A 15,489-nucleotide genomic window follows, 5' to 3' on the forward strand; every position below is an offset into this window, starting at 1 on the left:
CCCCGCGCATCGAAGGAACAGGCCATCGGCTATCTGAATGACACGGGCAGGCAATACATCTCGCTAGAAGATTATTGGCAGGCCGTGGTGCGTTCGCAAGACTAGCGCGAGTCTCAATCGTTCGTGGCTCTCGGCATCGACTTCATCATGCAGCAGATCCAGAACCACTGATGGGGTCTGTTGTTGAAGTTCGGTTGAATGCGCGCGAGCTCGCTCGCATCGGCGCCAAGCCAGAGAAGAAACTCAAGGCAAATCAGGAAGGTAGTGGTAGGCGGCGAGAGATTCGAACTCCCGACCCTCTCGGTGTAAACGAGGAACCGCATTCGAAAAAGCTAAAGAACTCAAATATCTTGCGTTTCGAGCGATCAGAACGCTAGCCGAACAGCCATCGAACAGAACGCGACCTTCTATTGAATTGCTATTGACAACGCAACTGCATTCGCGCGCGGTTAACCCCATTGTACGCACAAGTCTTGTGGCTCACATGGCGATCGATTCCCATGGAACCTACTTTTTTAGCATCGCCACCAAGCCGATCAGCGCACCAAAGATCCCCAGCGCTACGGATGCCCAAGCCCGAAAATTCTCGGATCGCTCCTTTTGTTCCTGCCTGACAGCTCATCTCAGCGCACTCAATGGCGCATGATCTAAATGCGAGCCGCTGGAAAAGGACGCGTCGTGATCCCTCGATCACCCATAATTTCGCTGACCAACATTGTGGCCTCCGTTATCAACATGTCGTGAGCCGATCGGGGCGCTGGCTGGCCGGTTGCGAAAGATGTTTACGCCGTCATTGAACGTTTTAGGCAGCTTCGCGAAGAAGCGCGCGCTCCTCTAACCTGTAAATCCAATCCAAATCGTGCTGCGGAGGATTAGCATCGATCCGGAATCGACGGGCGATTTCGGTGGCGAGCTCTATATTTGGATCTCGATCGGTAATCCGACTCCAGGCATCGCGCGCTAATTCTGTCCTTCCCGAAGCTGCCAACGCATGGAAGCGAACAACATTCGAAATCTCATTCGGCTGCGCGTCCACGACGCGTACGGCTTCTGATGGCTTTCCTTGGCGAAGGCTCATTCTCGCTAGAGCCGCAGCGTGCAGTCTTCGGATTTTGACAAAAGGCGTCTTTCTAGCGCCCGTTTCAAACATATTCTTGCTTTTCTTAAAATCCCCTCGTGCGTGATAAAGCGAGGCCAGCAAGAAGTGCTTTCGCCATTCAAATATGCTTTTCGGTGCACGCGGTAGGCGCAGAATGTCTTCAGCAGACGCCAAGTTTCCCATTTCGATAAGTGTCGATGCTCTGCCCAGAGTCGCGGCCGTCAAGTACGGCTGTTCCGCAAGTAGCGCGCCGTACACAGTGAGAGCATCCGTCAATCGGCCCAACCTGTTCAAAACGCGAGCGCGCCCTAGCCGGGCGCCAACCGAACGCGGGAAGTTTTTTAGCACGTCCTCGTGGGCCGAAAGAGCTAAGTGCCAAGCGGCCTTGCTCTCGAGAAGCTCGGCGTGAAGTGAAGCCAAGCCCGGATCATGCGGAAATTGTACTCTAGCGGAGTTGAGCAGCTGTTCGGCAGCCACAAGTTCGCCCTTTTCGCGAAGAACCTCAAACTTGCCACGAACGGGCTCGGGCGAGAACGGATTCCTCTCGATTGCAAGCTCATAAGACGACAGAGCAGACGGGAGATCGCCCTTTACGCGAAAGACTTCAGCTCGGCCGCAAAGAACAACGATATCGTTGGGAAACTCTCTTAAAAGCTGATCGTAAAGGCGAAGGGCTTGATCGAACTGCCCCGCCTGCTTGTATGTCGTCGCTCTTCCACTGCGAGCAACCGAATCCTCTCGATTAAGGGCCTTTCCAAAGTTTTGGATCGCCTTATCGAAATTGCCCATATCCAGATGAACGGAGGCTAACCCGCACCAAAGCACTTCATCAGTGGGAAATTCCTGTGTAAGCCTTGTGTATTCCAACAATGCCTCATCGTAGCGCCCCATATCCCGAAGCGTCTCAGCAGCACCGACCCTTACAACGACATAGTCGGGATCATGGGGAAATTGCTCAGCGCCCTCCAGATACATTGCGCGAGACGCCTCGAAGTCGCCGCGCGCGCGCAATATTCTCGCACGGGCGTTCAAGACGAATAGACCTTGATGGAGCTTCGCAGCCTGGTCGACTGCTTCGGATGCCTCGTAGAGCCGGTTCTGCCTGATTAAAGCGTCGATCAAATGCGAATGTGTAATCCTATCGGTTGGGTTGCACTCGACTGCTGCTCTGGCCCACTCAAGCTGCAACTCCGGAACGCCGTTAGTCTTCGCTAGCTGAGCTAGTTTACTCAAGCTCTTCGCTATCTGCTCTGTCGTGGAGTGAGATTTTTGGCCCCGAATTAGTTCGGAAGCGAACTTTTGAGCGTTCTCTATATCTCTCTCTTTCAGCCGTCTTGCAATTTCTGCCTGCTGAGTCGTGATCCGTTCGAAGACGCCGCGGCTTCGACTGGAGCGATCAGAATGCTCCGCGTCCTCCAGAGACTCCTCCACAACTAGTTGTGGTAATTTCTTCCGCTGTACGCGGAAGGGGGCGGCCCAGGTCTCAATCGCACGCCGAGCCCCGGATATTCCGAGAAGTTTGCGGTTCAGCTGCAGCAGAAAGAATTCGATGCTCTTTCCGTCACGCACCAAGCAGACCAACTCGCGCTGCGCCGCCAGCTTGAAGATTTTTTCGCGATAGCGCCGATAGACGGCGTCACTCTCAAATTCCGAATTGTCCGCAGCATCGAAAAGCTTGCGAACTCTTCCGATTAGGAGCTGATCACGAAGCACTTCTTCCAGAAGATTCTTCAATCGACTGAAATTATGCAGATCTTGGCAAGCAGCCTGCGCGGAATCTGTTGTCGGAAGTGCGTCCACGTAGAGGCACCCGATCACGTAGTCGAAGACGTCAGGAGCCTCCAGCAACGCATCGGCGGCTTGCGCCAATTCCCAACGATCCTCGCCTGGATCGTCTAAAACGTGCAACACAAAGCGGAGGGCGCGATCACAGTTGTGGAGAGCCCTGCACTTTCCAAGAGCTTCTTCAGTAGTCTTGACCTTGATCTTCTGTGTGTCCGTGCACCCGCGAAACACACCCGACAGATCGTTGGAAGAAAGCTCTACGCTTTCGCCCTCCAAGTCGTACACGATCGGGAGCCGCGATAGGACGGCACAAGTCCCAGCCTCTCCTGAAATGATTGCGTTGATCATTGCTCTTGAATCTTAACACCGATGGGCTCGAGCTTTCGCTTAACTTGCCTCCAAAGCAGGCGTTCCTCGACCTCCTTTGGGACGGGCCCAGATACTACTTCGATCGCGTCTCTTCCCACTTTCTCATAAATGTGCACCTCAATGAAGTCACATTTGTCACTGCCCCGATCGGCGCTCATGAGGATGTCGGGAAATTCCGGGGTAGCCGTAGTGCTGTTAACCGCGTTGCCGAGTTTGGCTCTCGCCAGGCGCCCTCTATCCGCCCAGGTCGCTCGGTATCCTAGAGGAGCACTGGCCCCCGATACGATTGAATGCTTCTTACAGAAAATGAACGGGTTTTCTTCAAAGACTGACGCTCTCTTTGAAATGAATTTCTCTCGCAGCCTGACGCAGTATTTTCCGTAATACGACATGCCAAGGTCATCTAATGACAGAGCTGCTATTTGCAACTTGTCAAAATAGATAGGACTGACCGTATTTTCGGCCGATGTTCTCTGTTCGTCCCAACCATTGTCGCGAGCTGCGATAGCTCCATCCCGAAGCTGCGGGTGGAAGGACGCGAAAAATTGGCTCGCCGAGACCGACCATGTGTGCAGATCGTCAAGACGACGGTTCATAACGGCATGCGAACGACCGACCGCTTGCTCGAAACGATCCAACGCGTCTGAAGCCCCTCTGGCGGCCGCACTAGCATCCACTAGCTCAATTCTCGCCGCTAGCGCCGCGGCCTCTTCTGGCTTCGCTGCCCGCCTAACATTAGGAAAACCAGCATCGGTCTGGCAACTAGGACAAACTCGCGCTTCCTGAGGAATGGTTGTGTTGCAGACGGTGCATGCTACGGCCATGCAACCGGCCCCGTGCCGTGACCTTCGGCTGACACGCGATAGCAGCCAAAGCCCAACCATCGGCCACATTGGGCCAATTCGTCGCAAGACATCGTTTCTCCCCCCGACTCGCGCTCATGGAAGCGCAACCCTGGGTCGAAGGCAATAGATCTACCGGCGAAGCTGGTAGGCGGTGAGAGATTCGAACTCCCGACATCCTGCGTGTAAAGCAGGCGCTCTAACCAGCTGAGCTAACCGCCCTCAGACCATTTCGGCGACCGCTATTGACGGGCGGGACGGCCGCTTCCCGCCTTCTCGCGGCCGGCGCGGTCAACATTGCGATCGTTGCAGCCTCGATCGCCGCATCGCTAGGCTGCACGCCGGATCGCCGCGCTGAAATGCGCTTCTGAGCCCTTCGTGCCCGGGCTGAGGTCGCCTGCGCGGTTCCGCCGCCGGGTCGATTGGTATCCCGCCACCCCCTGCTTCCCGGTCCAGTGCGCTGTCTCCGCGCTCACCAAGCAAACTCAATAGCTTAGGCAACAATTCGCGCAACAAATTTTACCCCTGGGGGCGCGCTGGGGGCGCAAATCACGCCCTTATGCCGAACGTCACGAGCTGTTGATTGCACGGCCGTGCAAGTTCCTTGATTTTACGAACATAAAAAATTAACCATGTTGAGCGCCGGCCCCACCCCCGGCGTGAGGCCCGAACTGGCTTGGGCTCTCAGAAAAGGAGGAGCTACATGGATCACCTGACGCAGTTCGCAAACTGCGGTCGATCAACTTCCGGCGGTGACGGAGATCGCGCTTGGAAGAACGACTCTCTCGATAAATGTCTTTCGGATGTGTTGGAGCAGATCGAGCCAATCATCCACAGCACGTTGAGAGATTCCTCGATCGCCGCACTAATGCTGGAAGACGATCTCTTCGTCGAGCCTCTCAACAAGTTCGAGTTTACCGTACTCGCGTGCGGTCTCTTCAACGAGCACCGAACGGTTGGCCAAGGTTTCGACTACGGAACCGTTGTCGAGTTGACAGACCGATTCCAGCGCAAAGCGATGAACACAACCATGATCTATAAGACCATGGTGGCTTTGGAAGGCAAAGGTCTCATTGCCAACATCGGGAAGGACAGGTCGTCACGGGGCCGAGCTGCCGACCATTTTGTCGTCACCCACAACGGCCGGACGGCATTTCGGCTGGCGACCTCAAATGCATTGTTTCTGAAGTCTAGCCGGGAATCAGTGGCCGCCTGATCCCGGTTTTTTTCTCGTGGCCGAAAGGAGGGGGGCAGAATGCCGCCTCGTAATGCAGAACCTTGGAACGCCTCGCCGCCACCAGCGTCGGTGCCGGTCGAGGTTGAGGAGTTGATCTTCCGCCTTTATCCGGAGGCATCAACGCGACATGCGATCCTGAAATGCATCCATGAGCACGTAGAGCGTCTACAAACTCAAGGACGACATTCCGAGATTCCCGTATTTATCAAGCGGGAGGTTGAGGCTATGAAGGATGAGGACAAAGAACGGCAAAAAGGAAAACGCCGCAAACTCCTCGCCATCGTTGGACGGGTCGGAATTGCGGCGGTTGTCGTAGCATCACATTGGCATTGGTAGAAACGACGGGTGGGATGATTGGGGTCGTCCCACCCATTTTTCAGTCTAAGCATAATCGTTAAAGAAATTGTCCCGAGTTGTCCAGTTTCGTCTTCATGATCGATGCGGCCGATTAGCTGATCTCCCGGGACGACCGGCTCAGCGTCCGGTTTCCGTCGCCTCAGTTGACGCTGCCGAGGTGCGGCACCAGCTGGACGTCGCTAGCCTCGGCCTGCTCGAAGCCTGCGGCCCCACTCAGCTTGGCCGCAGCCCGAGCCATGGTTTGCCTCAGCTTGAAGTGCCAATTCCTCGGACCGGTGCAGTCGTGGACGTTGGGCCACTCTTCGCCGGCGGCCTCGAACTGGTTGACGTACTCCAACACGGCGGAGATCCCGGCAATGGTCGTTGGCATTGTGGCCGCCAACTCCCAAGCCAGATCGATCTCCCGATTGCAGGCCTCCATTTGGTGGTCGCTGAGCGCGCGTTTCCTTATCGAGATTGGTGAACCTTTTTTGCGATACGGGTTGGTGTTGCCTCTCCCGGAATCGCCGATCGCGGTCTTCCAACCATTGCTGCCACATCGTCAGCCCCCGGTGCAGCGGTGCAGCTCGCTCTCGCCAGCCCTTTGCTGCGTGTCCTGACCGATCAGTCCTGAAGCGGCTACCTGGAGCGCACCGCGATGGATGGTATGCAACGCAAAGGCTCGATCGGACTCTCCTTCCAACAAGGGGGGCGACGCCTCTTGGCTTATATCGCCGCGCTCACTCCTCTCTCGCCGTCGCTCATACTCGTCGTGAAGTGCGAGCACGGTCTGGATTAGCTGCGTGTCACCGAAGTCCTCGAACTGTTCAGGCTGATGCGATGAAAGCAGGTCGGCGATCCTGACCATGTTAGGGCCTTTGCAACGATCGAGGCAGCAGAAAACTGGTTCGAGGAAAACGACCCGGAGGGTGTAGCGGCTGAGTACGATGTCCTGAAGTAAGCCATAGCAAAGGACTTGCTGCTATCATTGCAATTGCGCCGTTGGGTGATGATCGCCGGGGCACTGTTGGCGATCGGCGGCACTGGATTTGCGATGCGCCGGAAGATGCCGGCGTAAACCGGAGATCGGAAATGACTACATTTCGCGACGTGTTCGACCAGGCTGTTGGCATGCAAAGGGCTGGGAAATCTGTTTCAGAGATCCGACACCACATCACATCTCAGGCGCTAATGATTGGTGGCAATCTTGGTTACACCGAGACCACTCCAGGAATTTCTGGACCATTCAGTATCCGGCTTCCCATCACCGGCGATGTGATCGAGTTCGATGGAAAAACCCTGCGCTTCAAGCCGGGTGTTCAATGAGATGCCTCCTGAAAGAAAGCTAGCCGTCGGGCTCGAACTACCATGTCCTGGCGTAAATCCCGTCCGATTTAGCAGCCCGTCGCATCTCGGCATGTTGTGAACCAGTTCACACTCCGTAAAACCCGGGCCTTGCACTCGCTCTTCGGTTGCAGGATGATTACGCTTTTTAAGGAGCGCTTTTATGAATGCAGCGCGAAAACTGTGGCTTCCGGCCGCAGTGCTTATTGGAGCCATCTTGCCCGATTCCGCAACCGCTCAGACCCGCCAACAGTGCGAGACAATTGCTACGGCGATGCCTCAGCTGGTTATCGCCATTGGTGGTGCGAACAAACGGATATCCGACCTAGCACTACTTTGGCAGAATGTCGGTTTTGCCTTGCTTTATAGGATTCCCGAATCAATTTTTCAATGATTCATGGGTGGTCGGCTCTTGGAGGGCTGACCATGGCGGGATGGGAAGACGAACTCGAACGTTGGCTGATGCCGTTCTTGGACCGGCTGGGTCATAAGACTCGGCAGCGGATGTGTCCTCTGTATGTTGCGGGACTAATCGGTCCTGGCGATCGCAAGAGCGTTCAGCCGATGGCGGAGCGCCTTGCCTCGGGCAACTACGATCAGCTGCACCATTTCATTGCGGACGGTGTCTGGGACGCGACGCCGCTGGAGACGGAGTTGCTCAACCAGGCGGACCGACTTGTCGGCGGCAGGGACGCGGTGCTGGTTATTGATGACACCTCACTGCCGAAGAAGGGCGAACGCTCGGTTGGTGTTGCGCCTCAATACGCATCGGCTCTCGGCAAAACGGCAAATTGCCAAACGCTGGTGTCTTTGACGCTTGCGCGCGGCGAAGTGCCAGTGATGGTCGCGTTACGTCTCTTTCTGCCTGACAGTTGGACAAGCGACGTATCTCGTTTGAAGCGCGCTCGCGTGCCAGTCGAACACCGAACGCCACGGTCCAAGCCGGAAATTGCGTTGGCCGAGATTGACCGCGCGATGGCAGCCAACGTGCGCTTCGGATGTGTGCTGGCGGATGCAGGATACGGACTTAGCGCACCATTTCGACAAGGGCTAACAGAGCGCGGGCTGGCCTGGGCTGTCGGCATCCCTCGGCACCTGAAGGTGTATCCGGTCGACGTGAAGCTCATTTGGCCGATTACCAAAGTCCGCGGGAAACCACGAAAGCACCACGTGCCCGATATCTTATCGATTGCGGCAGAACAAATGTTGGCCAGCGCCAAATGGAAAGCCGTGAGTTGGCGCAGCGGGACGAAAGGTCGGCTGAAAGCCCGATTTGCTGCTCTCCGTGTCCGCACCGCCGACGGCCCTCCGCAGCGGATATGGGATAAGGGTCAGCAGCATCTCCCGGGCGACGAAGCTTGGCTCATTGGCGAGCAACGTGCCTCGGGGGAAAAGAAATACTATCTCGCCAATCTCCCTGCGACGACGGATCTGCGCACACTGGCCGCCACCATTAAGGCAAGATGGATTTGTGAGCAGGCGCATCAGCAGTTGAAGGAGGAGCTCGGACTTGATCACTTCGAAGGGCGATCCTGGCAGGGTCTTCATCGCCATGCCCTGATGACAATGATTGCTTACGCCTTCCTGCAACATCGTCGCCTCGCATACGCGGGGCGGAAAAAAAAGAATCAACGGGCCTCCGCCTCAGCCAACCATGCCCGCCGTACGTCACGCCATCGTTGATCTCATCCTTCGACCCCCGCCTCAGCAGTGCCCATATTGCCGAAAGAAAATCCGTGAAAAACAGTGGCGCAAACACATTCTGCCAAAGTAGTGCTAGATTGGGGCGGCGTAAGCCGCGCGTCGTCGGGGCAGTTCAGGACAGCTTCGGAGGCTGCACGGGTTGCGCAAGACAATCTTGCTGATGCCCTCAAGCGATACCTGGCGGCGATCCAGGACGTGACTTACCAAGCCCAGCTATGCGCACGATAGACCTTTTGGAGAACTCCCCCGAGGCGATCCGCCGGCTGGTCGAGATCGGGCTGAAGGCGAAGGGTAACTAGCATCGTGCCAGCGCCTTGGGATCGCCCCTCTTCCCGGCGCCGCGCACGATGCGCAGCACATTGGCCGCGCAGTCCCGGACTTCCCAAGAGAACTGGCTTTCCGCCAATTCACGGGCGCGCTCCCGTTTGGCCTCTTGCTCTTGCTTCTCGCGCTCTTCCTTGTCGGGACCGCTGCCCTCGATCACTGTGAAGTCTGGCATCCTGCCCTCCCTGCCCCTGCAGCGGCCCTCAATCGGACCCTCCGCCAAGCTATCTTGTCGCTCCTGGCACGCTCTTCAGCACCACACTCAAGAGATCCACGACGAAAGTCTCAGCTTTGAAGTAGGTTGGGTAAATGACTTCCAACATTGGCTGTCCTTCTCCGCGGCTCCACTTTCGCGCCTCGCCAGTCTGATATTTCCGCTTCCCTTTCTCGAAGAGATCACGGTACCGGTACGGCGAGATGCCGATGAACCGTTGAAAATTTACGCGCCTACTGTCCGCTGGAGCATCGAGCTCGATCGAATCTGAATGCAAATCCTCCGCGTAGCTTTTGGGATATGGCTCGATATAAACGACGCGCTTTATTCCTGCAGCAACAATGTGCTTCGCACATAGATGACAGGGAAACGTGGTCGAGTAGAGCGTCGCACCTTCGATCGACGTCCCCTTTCTAGCCGCATCGGTAATCGCGGACATTTCAGCATGAATATCGCGGCCGAACTCGATCAGGTCCATGACTTTAGAATCGCGGACGCCGTCCCTCGAGCCGTCAAGCAATAGTTTCGCCGCGACGCCGGCGGCGTCCTCGTTGCCTACGAATTGCGGCGAGAGTAGTTGGCGTTTCATGAGCCGATCGACAAGATCGACAAGGACCTCTGTCTTTTTTTCGTCATTCGGATCCCGCCCCCCGACAAAATCGCGCATATCTGAGGGGTCGCCGCTCCAATACGTGCCCCCACCAGCTTTCGGTACCTCGTTGCATCCGAGCGAAATGACCTCGCCGGTACGCCGAAAGATCGCCGCACCGACCTGCCGAGTTAGCGCCGAAGAACGAAGCGAAGCCGATTTGGCAAGGTACATTCCATATTCATCATGAGTCGGTGATGCTTCATTGTCGCCAAAAAGGGCCGTGACAAATCTCGTGACCGTTTCCTTGCAAGACTTTTTATCGGGAGCTTCAATAAACAGGTCGCCAAACGGAAAGGCGTCTCTCACGTTTTGGCCGAAGCCATGATCTTGCTCCATCTCATCTTGCTTAACCAAAGAGTTCGCTGCGTTCTCGGCATCAACAAGCGAAATGAGATTCCGTTTTGATTGCCTCTCCTTTGTTGCGATTCTCCTCTTTCGATACGAGGTCGGCGCATATGCCGATATCTGGATGAACTGCCGACCATAGACGCTTCGCAGAAGCTTTACTTCTTCGGGTCTTTTGAACTGCCGTATGATATATGCTTGCTTTGGCTTTGGCTCATCGATATTTCCAGTAGCCTCAAATCTAAACTCGCGGATGGCACTGATTGCAAGGATGGCCAGAGCGTCGTTGCGTTTGAGGACCTCTCGGACTTTGTTCGCGTAATCAATTCGCTGGCGGTACGAATCGATATAGCCTGCTGCATCAAGAGGGAGGCTTAGCGCCACCTCTTTCATTAATTCCGTGATCCTGATCGTCTCAGAATGGTAGCCGACCTCACTTAGTGCGATCGAAAGGCATTCGGTTACGGATTCGAGATCGACACCTATTGGTCCTACCAACCCGAAGATAAGTTCCGGATGCTCTTCAATGGGAAGTGACGATGAGAGAGCCTTGGAACTGAGGTTTGTCGTTGCCGTTGCCTCATTACTCATTCATTACGCCTTTGGATAATCAACAGATTGGAAGGATGACACCCTACAATCGCTGGGTGATTCGTCTATTCTGGCCAAAAGGAGATCGCAATGTCGGAATTAAAGCTAAGGCCAGGCTGGCTGGCGCGGGACGTAGCCCGAGCCTCTGAACGTGCAGAAAGCTGGAGATCTGAACGGAATTCTTCATCCTCCCAACAGGCCACCCAAGGGCAAAGTGCTGATCGGAACAAAAATACGTTTCAGAATCAGACTCCTAACGACCAGCAGTCGTAAAAGCAACCTAGCCGCGCAACAGCATGACGTTGCTCCTCGTGGCCCCACGGACGGAGCTGCATAGGCCGTCCAGCCGCCATGATCTGCCCCCTCCAAAGCGCGGAGCTTGACCTATCCCTTGCTCGCCGGAGCATCAGCACCGCGATTACTGGTGGCTTTTCGTCCGATCCATTCTGCTGGAAAATCTGGGCCTCATGGCCCCCAATCACCACTCGACCTCTCAATCCAGTAGCGACCGAAAGGTTTTGGTCTCGCGGGGCCTTGGTCGCCATGGGCTTTAAGTCCCGTGAGTATATGTTCGGAGCCACCGTCCGGCATTTGGCCGAGCTGGCAGCCGATGCTCGCTGGGACGCCGACATATTGACCTTCCAGGCATGGAACGCCCGCATGCTCCTTCCAGGGCCGGCCCAGCCCTCCCCGGCGCTCGGCGACGCGCTCAACGGACTTACCGATACCTCGAGGTGAAGTGCCTCGGCTGCGAGACCCACCAGACTGTCGCGCTGGATATCGTCCGGCGGCGAAGTGGACGCCGGTCCACGAACTCGAGCGCTACATGCGGTGCAAGGGCTGCTCCCGCCAGCAGGGCCACCCGTATAAGCGCAGTCATCTCGTGGCACTCCGGACCACAAAGATCTCCGTCATGAACCCGCCGTCGACCTGGTGGCCTGGGGCGCGGTAGAGCCGATGAAGAACTGACCTAGTCGTCAAACCGAACAAACCCGCCGAAGTCCGGCAGGTTTGAATGCGACTGCGCATCATTCTCGATCCTATCTTGCCGATGGCACGAACCGTGCACGAGACTTGCTGCCGGGAATTTCAGTGTCCCGGTTCAGGAATAAACTGTCGCCTGGTGTGTGATTCTGAGACCAGCGGCCCGACCAATCGGGGAGGTATCATTGAACAACACCCCACCTCTACACGCCAGATTCATTGTTCGAAGAGGAAGCACCGACTGGATGGTTTACGATCGAGAACTCAAGGGACCGGCGCAGTTGGAAAAAGGTGGCCGTTTCGCCGAGAAACTGACGATGGAACAGGCCGAACACATCAAGCAGTCGCTCACGGATTCCCTCATTATGCAGGCGGGAGCGCGTTCGGTCTCTCAGCCACCGACGTCTACGGGCAAGCCTCGGCCGTGAAGCGGTAATCGACCATCACATCGGTGCTCGCAAACCGCGAGATGAAAGCCACTCAGTCATCTGAGAGGCGTTGTCCGCCTGCCGCGCCTTGCGCAGGAGTCGTTCGCGCTCGATGCCCGGTGGAGTTCCTCTTGCCTCTTTGCGCCGGCGCTGCGCTTCTTCGTTCAAGCGTTGATAAAGCGACGTGGAATGTTTGACAGGATGCCGTTGCTGCATGACGCACTTTCTTGCCTCGTGGAAGGCGGGAGCGTGATGCTCGCAGTCACCGGTAAATTGCCAAGCGGCGGAGCTGAGATGTTCTATGTGTAGCTACTCAACCACTATCAGAACAGGCCACAGCGCCGAATATTCGCGGCGGTGTCGGTTTGCGGACCGGGGCCAAAAAGCGGAGTGTGGCAGGATCACTGGCTTGTAGCTGGCCACCGTCGGCGCATAGTCCCCCGATGATCGAGCAGCTACCGGCTTTCATGGCTTGCAAAAATCCCGGCGCCGGTTGGAGGATCGATATTCTATGGCCCGATGGCGAAACGGAAGTTATCAAGGGCTTTGTTACGGAGCACGACGCGACCAAGCGGATTTCTGAGCACTCGACGACATCGCAAGAACATCTGGGCCAACCGCGCTAGACGATTGACCCACCCTTGGTGATCCCCACCCATAGGCGACCGATTCCTAGCGGCTTCTCTCCGTATGCGATCGGCGCCATCATCCAGCCATGCACCAGCGTCGATACTCGAAATGGTCCGGCCGCTACCCGCCGGGAAGTCCGGCTGATTGGCTCGCGGACGGCCACGTTACCTGCAATATCCAGTGCCACGGCGGTTGCGATCGGTTGGTCGATTTCAAGCTGGATGCCCTACCCCAAGATCAGCCATGGTCGCGCGTTGGCTGGCGACTGGTGTGCACCGTCTGCGGCGCCGCTGGCGCTGTTAACATCGTTCCGAATTGGCATGACAGGGTCGGTCACGCGATGCCATTCAGTGTGGGATGGAAGTCGTGATTCCCGACCGATGAAACTCACCGCAGATCGTCCTTACGCCAATCCCGAGAAAGCCGCCCGCAGGATCATGGAACACGCCCGGGCTTTTGAGCCCATCCAGGACGGCAGGATCTACATCGAGAAGATCAACCGCCCGATGATCGATGAGGACAAGGCGACACCGGCAGAATATTGGGCCGGACTACAGCATGCGATCGGCCACGGCTGGCTCGAGTACCACGAGAGCGGGACATTCGTCAGAATGACGCAGGCCGGGAAAGACAGGCTCGTTTAAAGCGCACCAGCGCCCTTATGGACTCGTGGGCATGTATGGCAGCATTTGCGCCACCACTTGGGAATGAGACCGCAGGGATAGGCCTGCTCGTGCCGGTTTGTCCAAGGAACCATGTAGGATTGTCGGCATTATCAACCTGCGGCGGTTGCACGGTTGCAGGTCTTCGACAGTGCCTAGGCCACGATCATCTTCTCCGAAGGTCAGAGAACGTGCAACGGTGCCGCGCGGGCGAAGGCCTGCAGATACCACCGCCGTCCAAGTACATCAGCAATCGCCCCCGACGCTTCGTGCAGCACAATACGTGCGGATGTCGTCCGACCCTCAAAAATACTCGATCGATATTCAAGTAGCCGCCATCGCTGTCTACGCAGCACGCCGAGGTATAGAAATCGTCCGCACTTATTCTGATCCAGGGCGCAGCGGTCTTACCATTGCCCGCCGTAAAGGTTTGCAGGAACTCATTGATGACGTCGACAGTGGACGATCGGATTTTGATTGTGTCCTCGTCTTCGACATTAGCCGTTGGGGGCGGTTTCAAGACACTGACGAAAGCGCCTTCTACGAGTTCATCTGCACACGGGCGGGAATATCGGTTCACTATTGCTCTGAAGAATTTGAAAACGATGGCAGCCTGTCATCAGTGATACTCAAGAATTTGACGCGCGCGCGGGCTGCTGGCTTCAGCCGGGACCTGTCGCGAAATACATTTATGGGCCAATCGAATATCGTCGACCGAGGATACTGGCGGGGCGGAGCGGCACCCTACGGGCTGCGTCGGATGCTCGTCGACGCGAACGGTAAGCAAAAGGGCGCGCTGGAGCGCGGCCAGCAGAAGAACTTGAAATCCGAACGGGTCGTTCTCGTCCGAGGACCTAGCTCGGAAGTCAGGATCGTCCGTCGCATCTTCTCGTCGTTCGCGATACACAGGAAAAATAGGACACAAATTGCGGAGGAACTCAACGCTGAAGGCCTATTAAGTCCGGGCGGAAAACGATGGACCGCGCTGACTGTCAGCAACCTCCTCGCGAATGAGATTTATTTGGGTCATATCGTTTTCAATCGCAGCTCAATGAAGCTTGCCGGGCGACGTGTCGACAACCCGCCTGAAATGTGGATCCGCCACGACAACGCTTTCGAAGGCATCGTCGATCCGCGCCTTTTCGCTCGGACACGAAAGCGGCTCGCTGAAGTCGCAAACAACAGGAAGGAAACTGATCAGCAGTTGCTTGATGATTTAGCGGCTCTCCTGAGACGAAAGGGCCGATTGTCAGTGCACATCATCCAGGCGGCAAAGGGCGTGCGTCACCCCGCTGTATACACAAAAAGATTTGGGTCTCTCATGAGGGCCTATGAACTTGTTGGCTACAGGCCCGACAATCGTTACCGCTTTATGGAGATCGCCGTGGAAATTGATCGCACGATCTGCTCGGTGGTCGATGATATCATCATCAATCTAAGAGGGCGCGGCGTAAACGCCTCATTTTTGCACGAACTGTACCTTGTTACGATTTCCGGAGGATTGACTGTATCGGTAGCAGTGGCGCGCGCCGTTTCGGACGGTGACACCAGGTCTCGCCGATGGGAGGTACGGAAGCTCAAGTACCAAAAGGCCGAACTTACGCTCTTGATTCGGATGGACAGTGGCAATAGCAGCATTCGCGACTATTTCCTTCTCCCAACCGCTGCGCTTCCGTTGACGAAGGACAGAAAGAAGTTACGCGTGTCGGATCGTCTCTTCAGTCGAATGCGGCTCGACAGCCTCGAGGCCGTTATGGCAGCTCTCTATGGCAGGCTGCGTGCCTCGCGAGAAGAATGCAGCAGGATTAGCGCTCTCCCTCCGCCTAAACAAAATGAAAACGCGGCCTTCCCAACCTCCTTCCGCAACAGTCAGATACCGGCACAAAGAACAAATCGCTCCCCAAGAAAGTCGGATGGCGCACACCACTGATCGAGCGCAAAAT

16 protein-coding genes, 1 tRNA gene and 1 pseudogene are annotated in these 15,489 nt (G+C 56.3%); 10 read left to right on the forward strand and 8 right to left on the reverse strand.

Annotation, left to right across the window (positions count from 1 at the left end; translation table 11 throughout):
* Nucleotides 1–802 precede the first annotated feature (802 nt).
* The 3 genes from ACVW1C_RS00305 to ACVW1C_RS00315 all read right to left on the reverse strand — a co-directional run bounded on the left by ACVW1C_RS00305 (nt 803) and on the right by ACVW1C_RS00315 (nt 4,317).
* Nucleotides 803–3,232, reverse strand: coding sequence for a tetratricopeptide repeat protein (locus ACVW1C_RS00305; protein WP_456756663.1), 2,430 nt, complete (start codon nt 3,230–3,232; stop codon nt 803–805).
* Complete coding sequence (locus ACVW1C_RS00310; protein WP_456756664.1) at nt 3,229–3,891, reverse strand: hypothetical protein; 663 nt, start codon at nt 3,889–3,891, stop codon at nt 3,229–3,231. The genes ACVW1C_RS00305 and ACVW1C_RS00310 overlap by 4 nt, the downstream gene beginning before the upstream one ends.
* A gap of 349 nt (nt 3,892–4,240) precedes the next feature.
* A tRNA-Val gene (locus tag ACVW1C_RS00315) sits at nt 4,241–4,317 on the reverse strand.
* Between the two features lie 481 nt (nt 4,318–4,798).
* Here ACVW1C_RS00315 and ACVW1C_RS00320 point away from each other — a divergent pair.
* The gene (locus ACVW1C_RS00320) at nt 4,799–5,311 is read left to right on the forward strand and encodes a hypothetical protein (protein ID WP_456756665.1); all 513 of its coding nucleotides are present in this window, start codon (nt 4,799–4,801) and stop codon (nt 5,309–5,311) included.
* A 39-nt stretch (nt 5,312–5,350) separates the two neighbouring features.
* Nucleotides 5,351–5,668, forward strand: coding sequence for a hypothetical protein (locus ACVW1C_RS00325; RefSeq protein WP_456756666.1), 318 nt, complete (start codon nt 5,351–5,353; stop codon nt 5,666–5,668).
* A gap of 160 nt (nt 5,669–5,828) precedes the next feature.
* Here ACVW1C_RS00325 and ACVW1C_RS00330 read toward each other — a convergent pair whose 3' ends face one another.
* Nucleotides 5,829–6,059, reverse strand: a complete 231-nt coding sequence (locus tag ACVW1C_RS00330) for a hypothetical protein (protein WP_456756667.1) — start codon at nt 6,057–6,059, stop codon at nt 5,829–5,831.
* A 171-nt stretch (nt 6,060–6,230) separates the two neighbouring features.
* A complete protein-coding gene (locus ACVW1C_RS00335) occupies nt 6,231–6,536 on the reverse strand; it encodes a hypothetical protein (RefSeq protein ID WP_456756668.1) in 306 nt (101 codons plus the stop codon).
* Nucleotides 6,537–6,677: 141 nt separating this feature from the next.
* Here ACVW1C_RS00335 and mprA point away from each other — a divergent pair, with 141 nt between their 5' ends.
* The 4 genes from mprA to ACVW1C_RS00355 all read left to right on the forward strand — a co-directional run bounded on the left by mprA (nt 6,678) and on the right by ACVW1C_RS00355 (nt 8,695).
* A complete protein-coding gene (gene mprA / locus ACVW1C_RS00340) occupies nt 6,678–6,746 on the forward strand; it encodes an MprA protease, GlyGly-CTERM protein-sorting domain-containing form (RefSeq protein WP_456762970.1) in 69 nt (22 codons plus the stop codon).
* A 14-nt stretch (nt 6,747–6,760) separates the two neighbouring features.
* Complete coding sequence (locus ACVW1C_RS00345; RefSeq protein WP_456756669.1) at nt 6,761–6,994, forward strand: hypothetical protein; 234 nt, start codon at nt 6,761–6,763, stop codon at nt 6,992–6,994.
* Between the two features lie 181 nt (nt 6,995–7,175).
* Nucleotides 7,176–7,406 carry a hypothetical protein gene (locus tag ACVW1C_RS00350; RefSeq protein WP_456756670.1) on the forward strand — a complete coding sequence of 77 codons (231 nt, stop codon included), beginning with the start codon at nt 7,176–7,178 and terminating at the stop codon, nt 7,404–7,406.
* Nucleotides 7,403–8,695 carry an IS701 family transposase gene (locus tag ACVW1C_RS00355; protein ID WP_456756671.1) on the forward strand — a complete coding sequence of 431 codons (1,293 nt, stop codon included), beginning with the start codon at nt 7,403–7,405 and terminating at the stop codon, nt 8,693–8,695. Before ACVW1C_RS00350 ends, ACVW1C_RS00355 begins: the two co-directional genes overlap by 4 nt.
* A 316-nt stretch (nt 8,696–9,011) precedes the next feature.
* Here the strand turns inward: ACVW1C_RS00355 and ACVW1C_RS00360 are convergent, their stop codons facing one another.
* A complete protein-coding gene (locus ACVW1C_RS00360; protein ID WP_456756672.1) occupies nt 9,012–9,215 on the reverse strand; it encodes a hypothetical protein in 204 nt (67 codons plus the stop codon).
* A 49-nt stretch (nt 9,216–9,264) separates the two neighbouring features.
* The gene (locus ACVW1C_RS00365; protein WP_456756673.1) at nt 9,265–10,842 is read right to left on the reverse strand and encodes an anti-phage dCTP deaminase; all 1,578 of its coding nucleotides are present in this window, start codon (nt 10,840–10,842) and stop codon (nt 9,265–9,267) included.
* 543 nt (nt 10,843–11,385) lie between these two features.
* Between ACVW1C_RS00365 and ACVW1C_RS00370 the strand changes: the two are divergent.
* Nucleotides 11,386–11,794 (forward strand): annotated as a pseudogene (locus ACVW1C_RS00370) (hypothetical protein).
* 217 nt (nt 11,795–12,011) lie between these two features.
* On the forward strand, nt 12,012–12,254 hold the full coding sequence (locus ACVW1C_RS00375; protein WP_456756674.1) for a hypothetical protein: 243 nt from the start codon (nt 12,012–12,014) through the stop codon (nt 12,252–12,254).
* Nucleotides 12,255–12,269: 15 nt separating this feature from the next.
* Here ACVW1C_RS00375 and ACVW1C_RS00380 read toward each other — a convergent pair whose 3' ends face one another.
* Nucleotides 12,270–12,470, reverse strand: a complete 201-nt coding sequence (locus ACVW1C_RS00380) for a hypothetical protein (RefSeq protein ID WP_176529947.1) — start codon at nt 12,468–12,470, stop codon at nt 12,270–12,272.
* Nucleotides 12,471–12,895: 425 nt separating this feature from the next.
* Here ACVW1C_RS00380 and ACVW1C_RS00385 point away from each other — a divergent pair, with 425 nt between their 5' ends.
* Both ACVW1C_RS00385 and ACVW1C_RS00390 read left to right on the forward strand, forming a co-directional pair.
* On the forward strand, nt 12,896–13,528 hold the full coding sequence (locus ACVW1C_RS00385) for a hypothetical protein (RefSeq protein ID WP_456756675.1): 633 nt from the start codon (nt 12,896–12,898) through the stop codon (nt 13,526–13,528).
* Nucleotides 13,529–13,829: 301 nt separating this feature from the next.
* Nucleotides 13,830–15,476 (forward strand): recombinase family protein, encoded by a 1,647-nt coding sequence (locus tag ACVW1C_RS00390; protein WP_456756676.1) that lies wholly within the window; start codon nt 13,830–13,832, stop codon nt 15,474–15,476.
* Nucleotides 15,477–15,489 lie beyond the last annotated feature (13 nt).

It is taken from the genome of Bradyrhizobium sp. USDA 4011 (assembly GCF_054063415.1).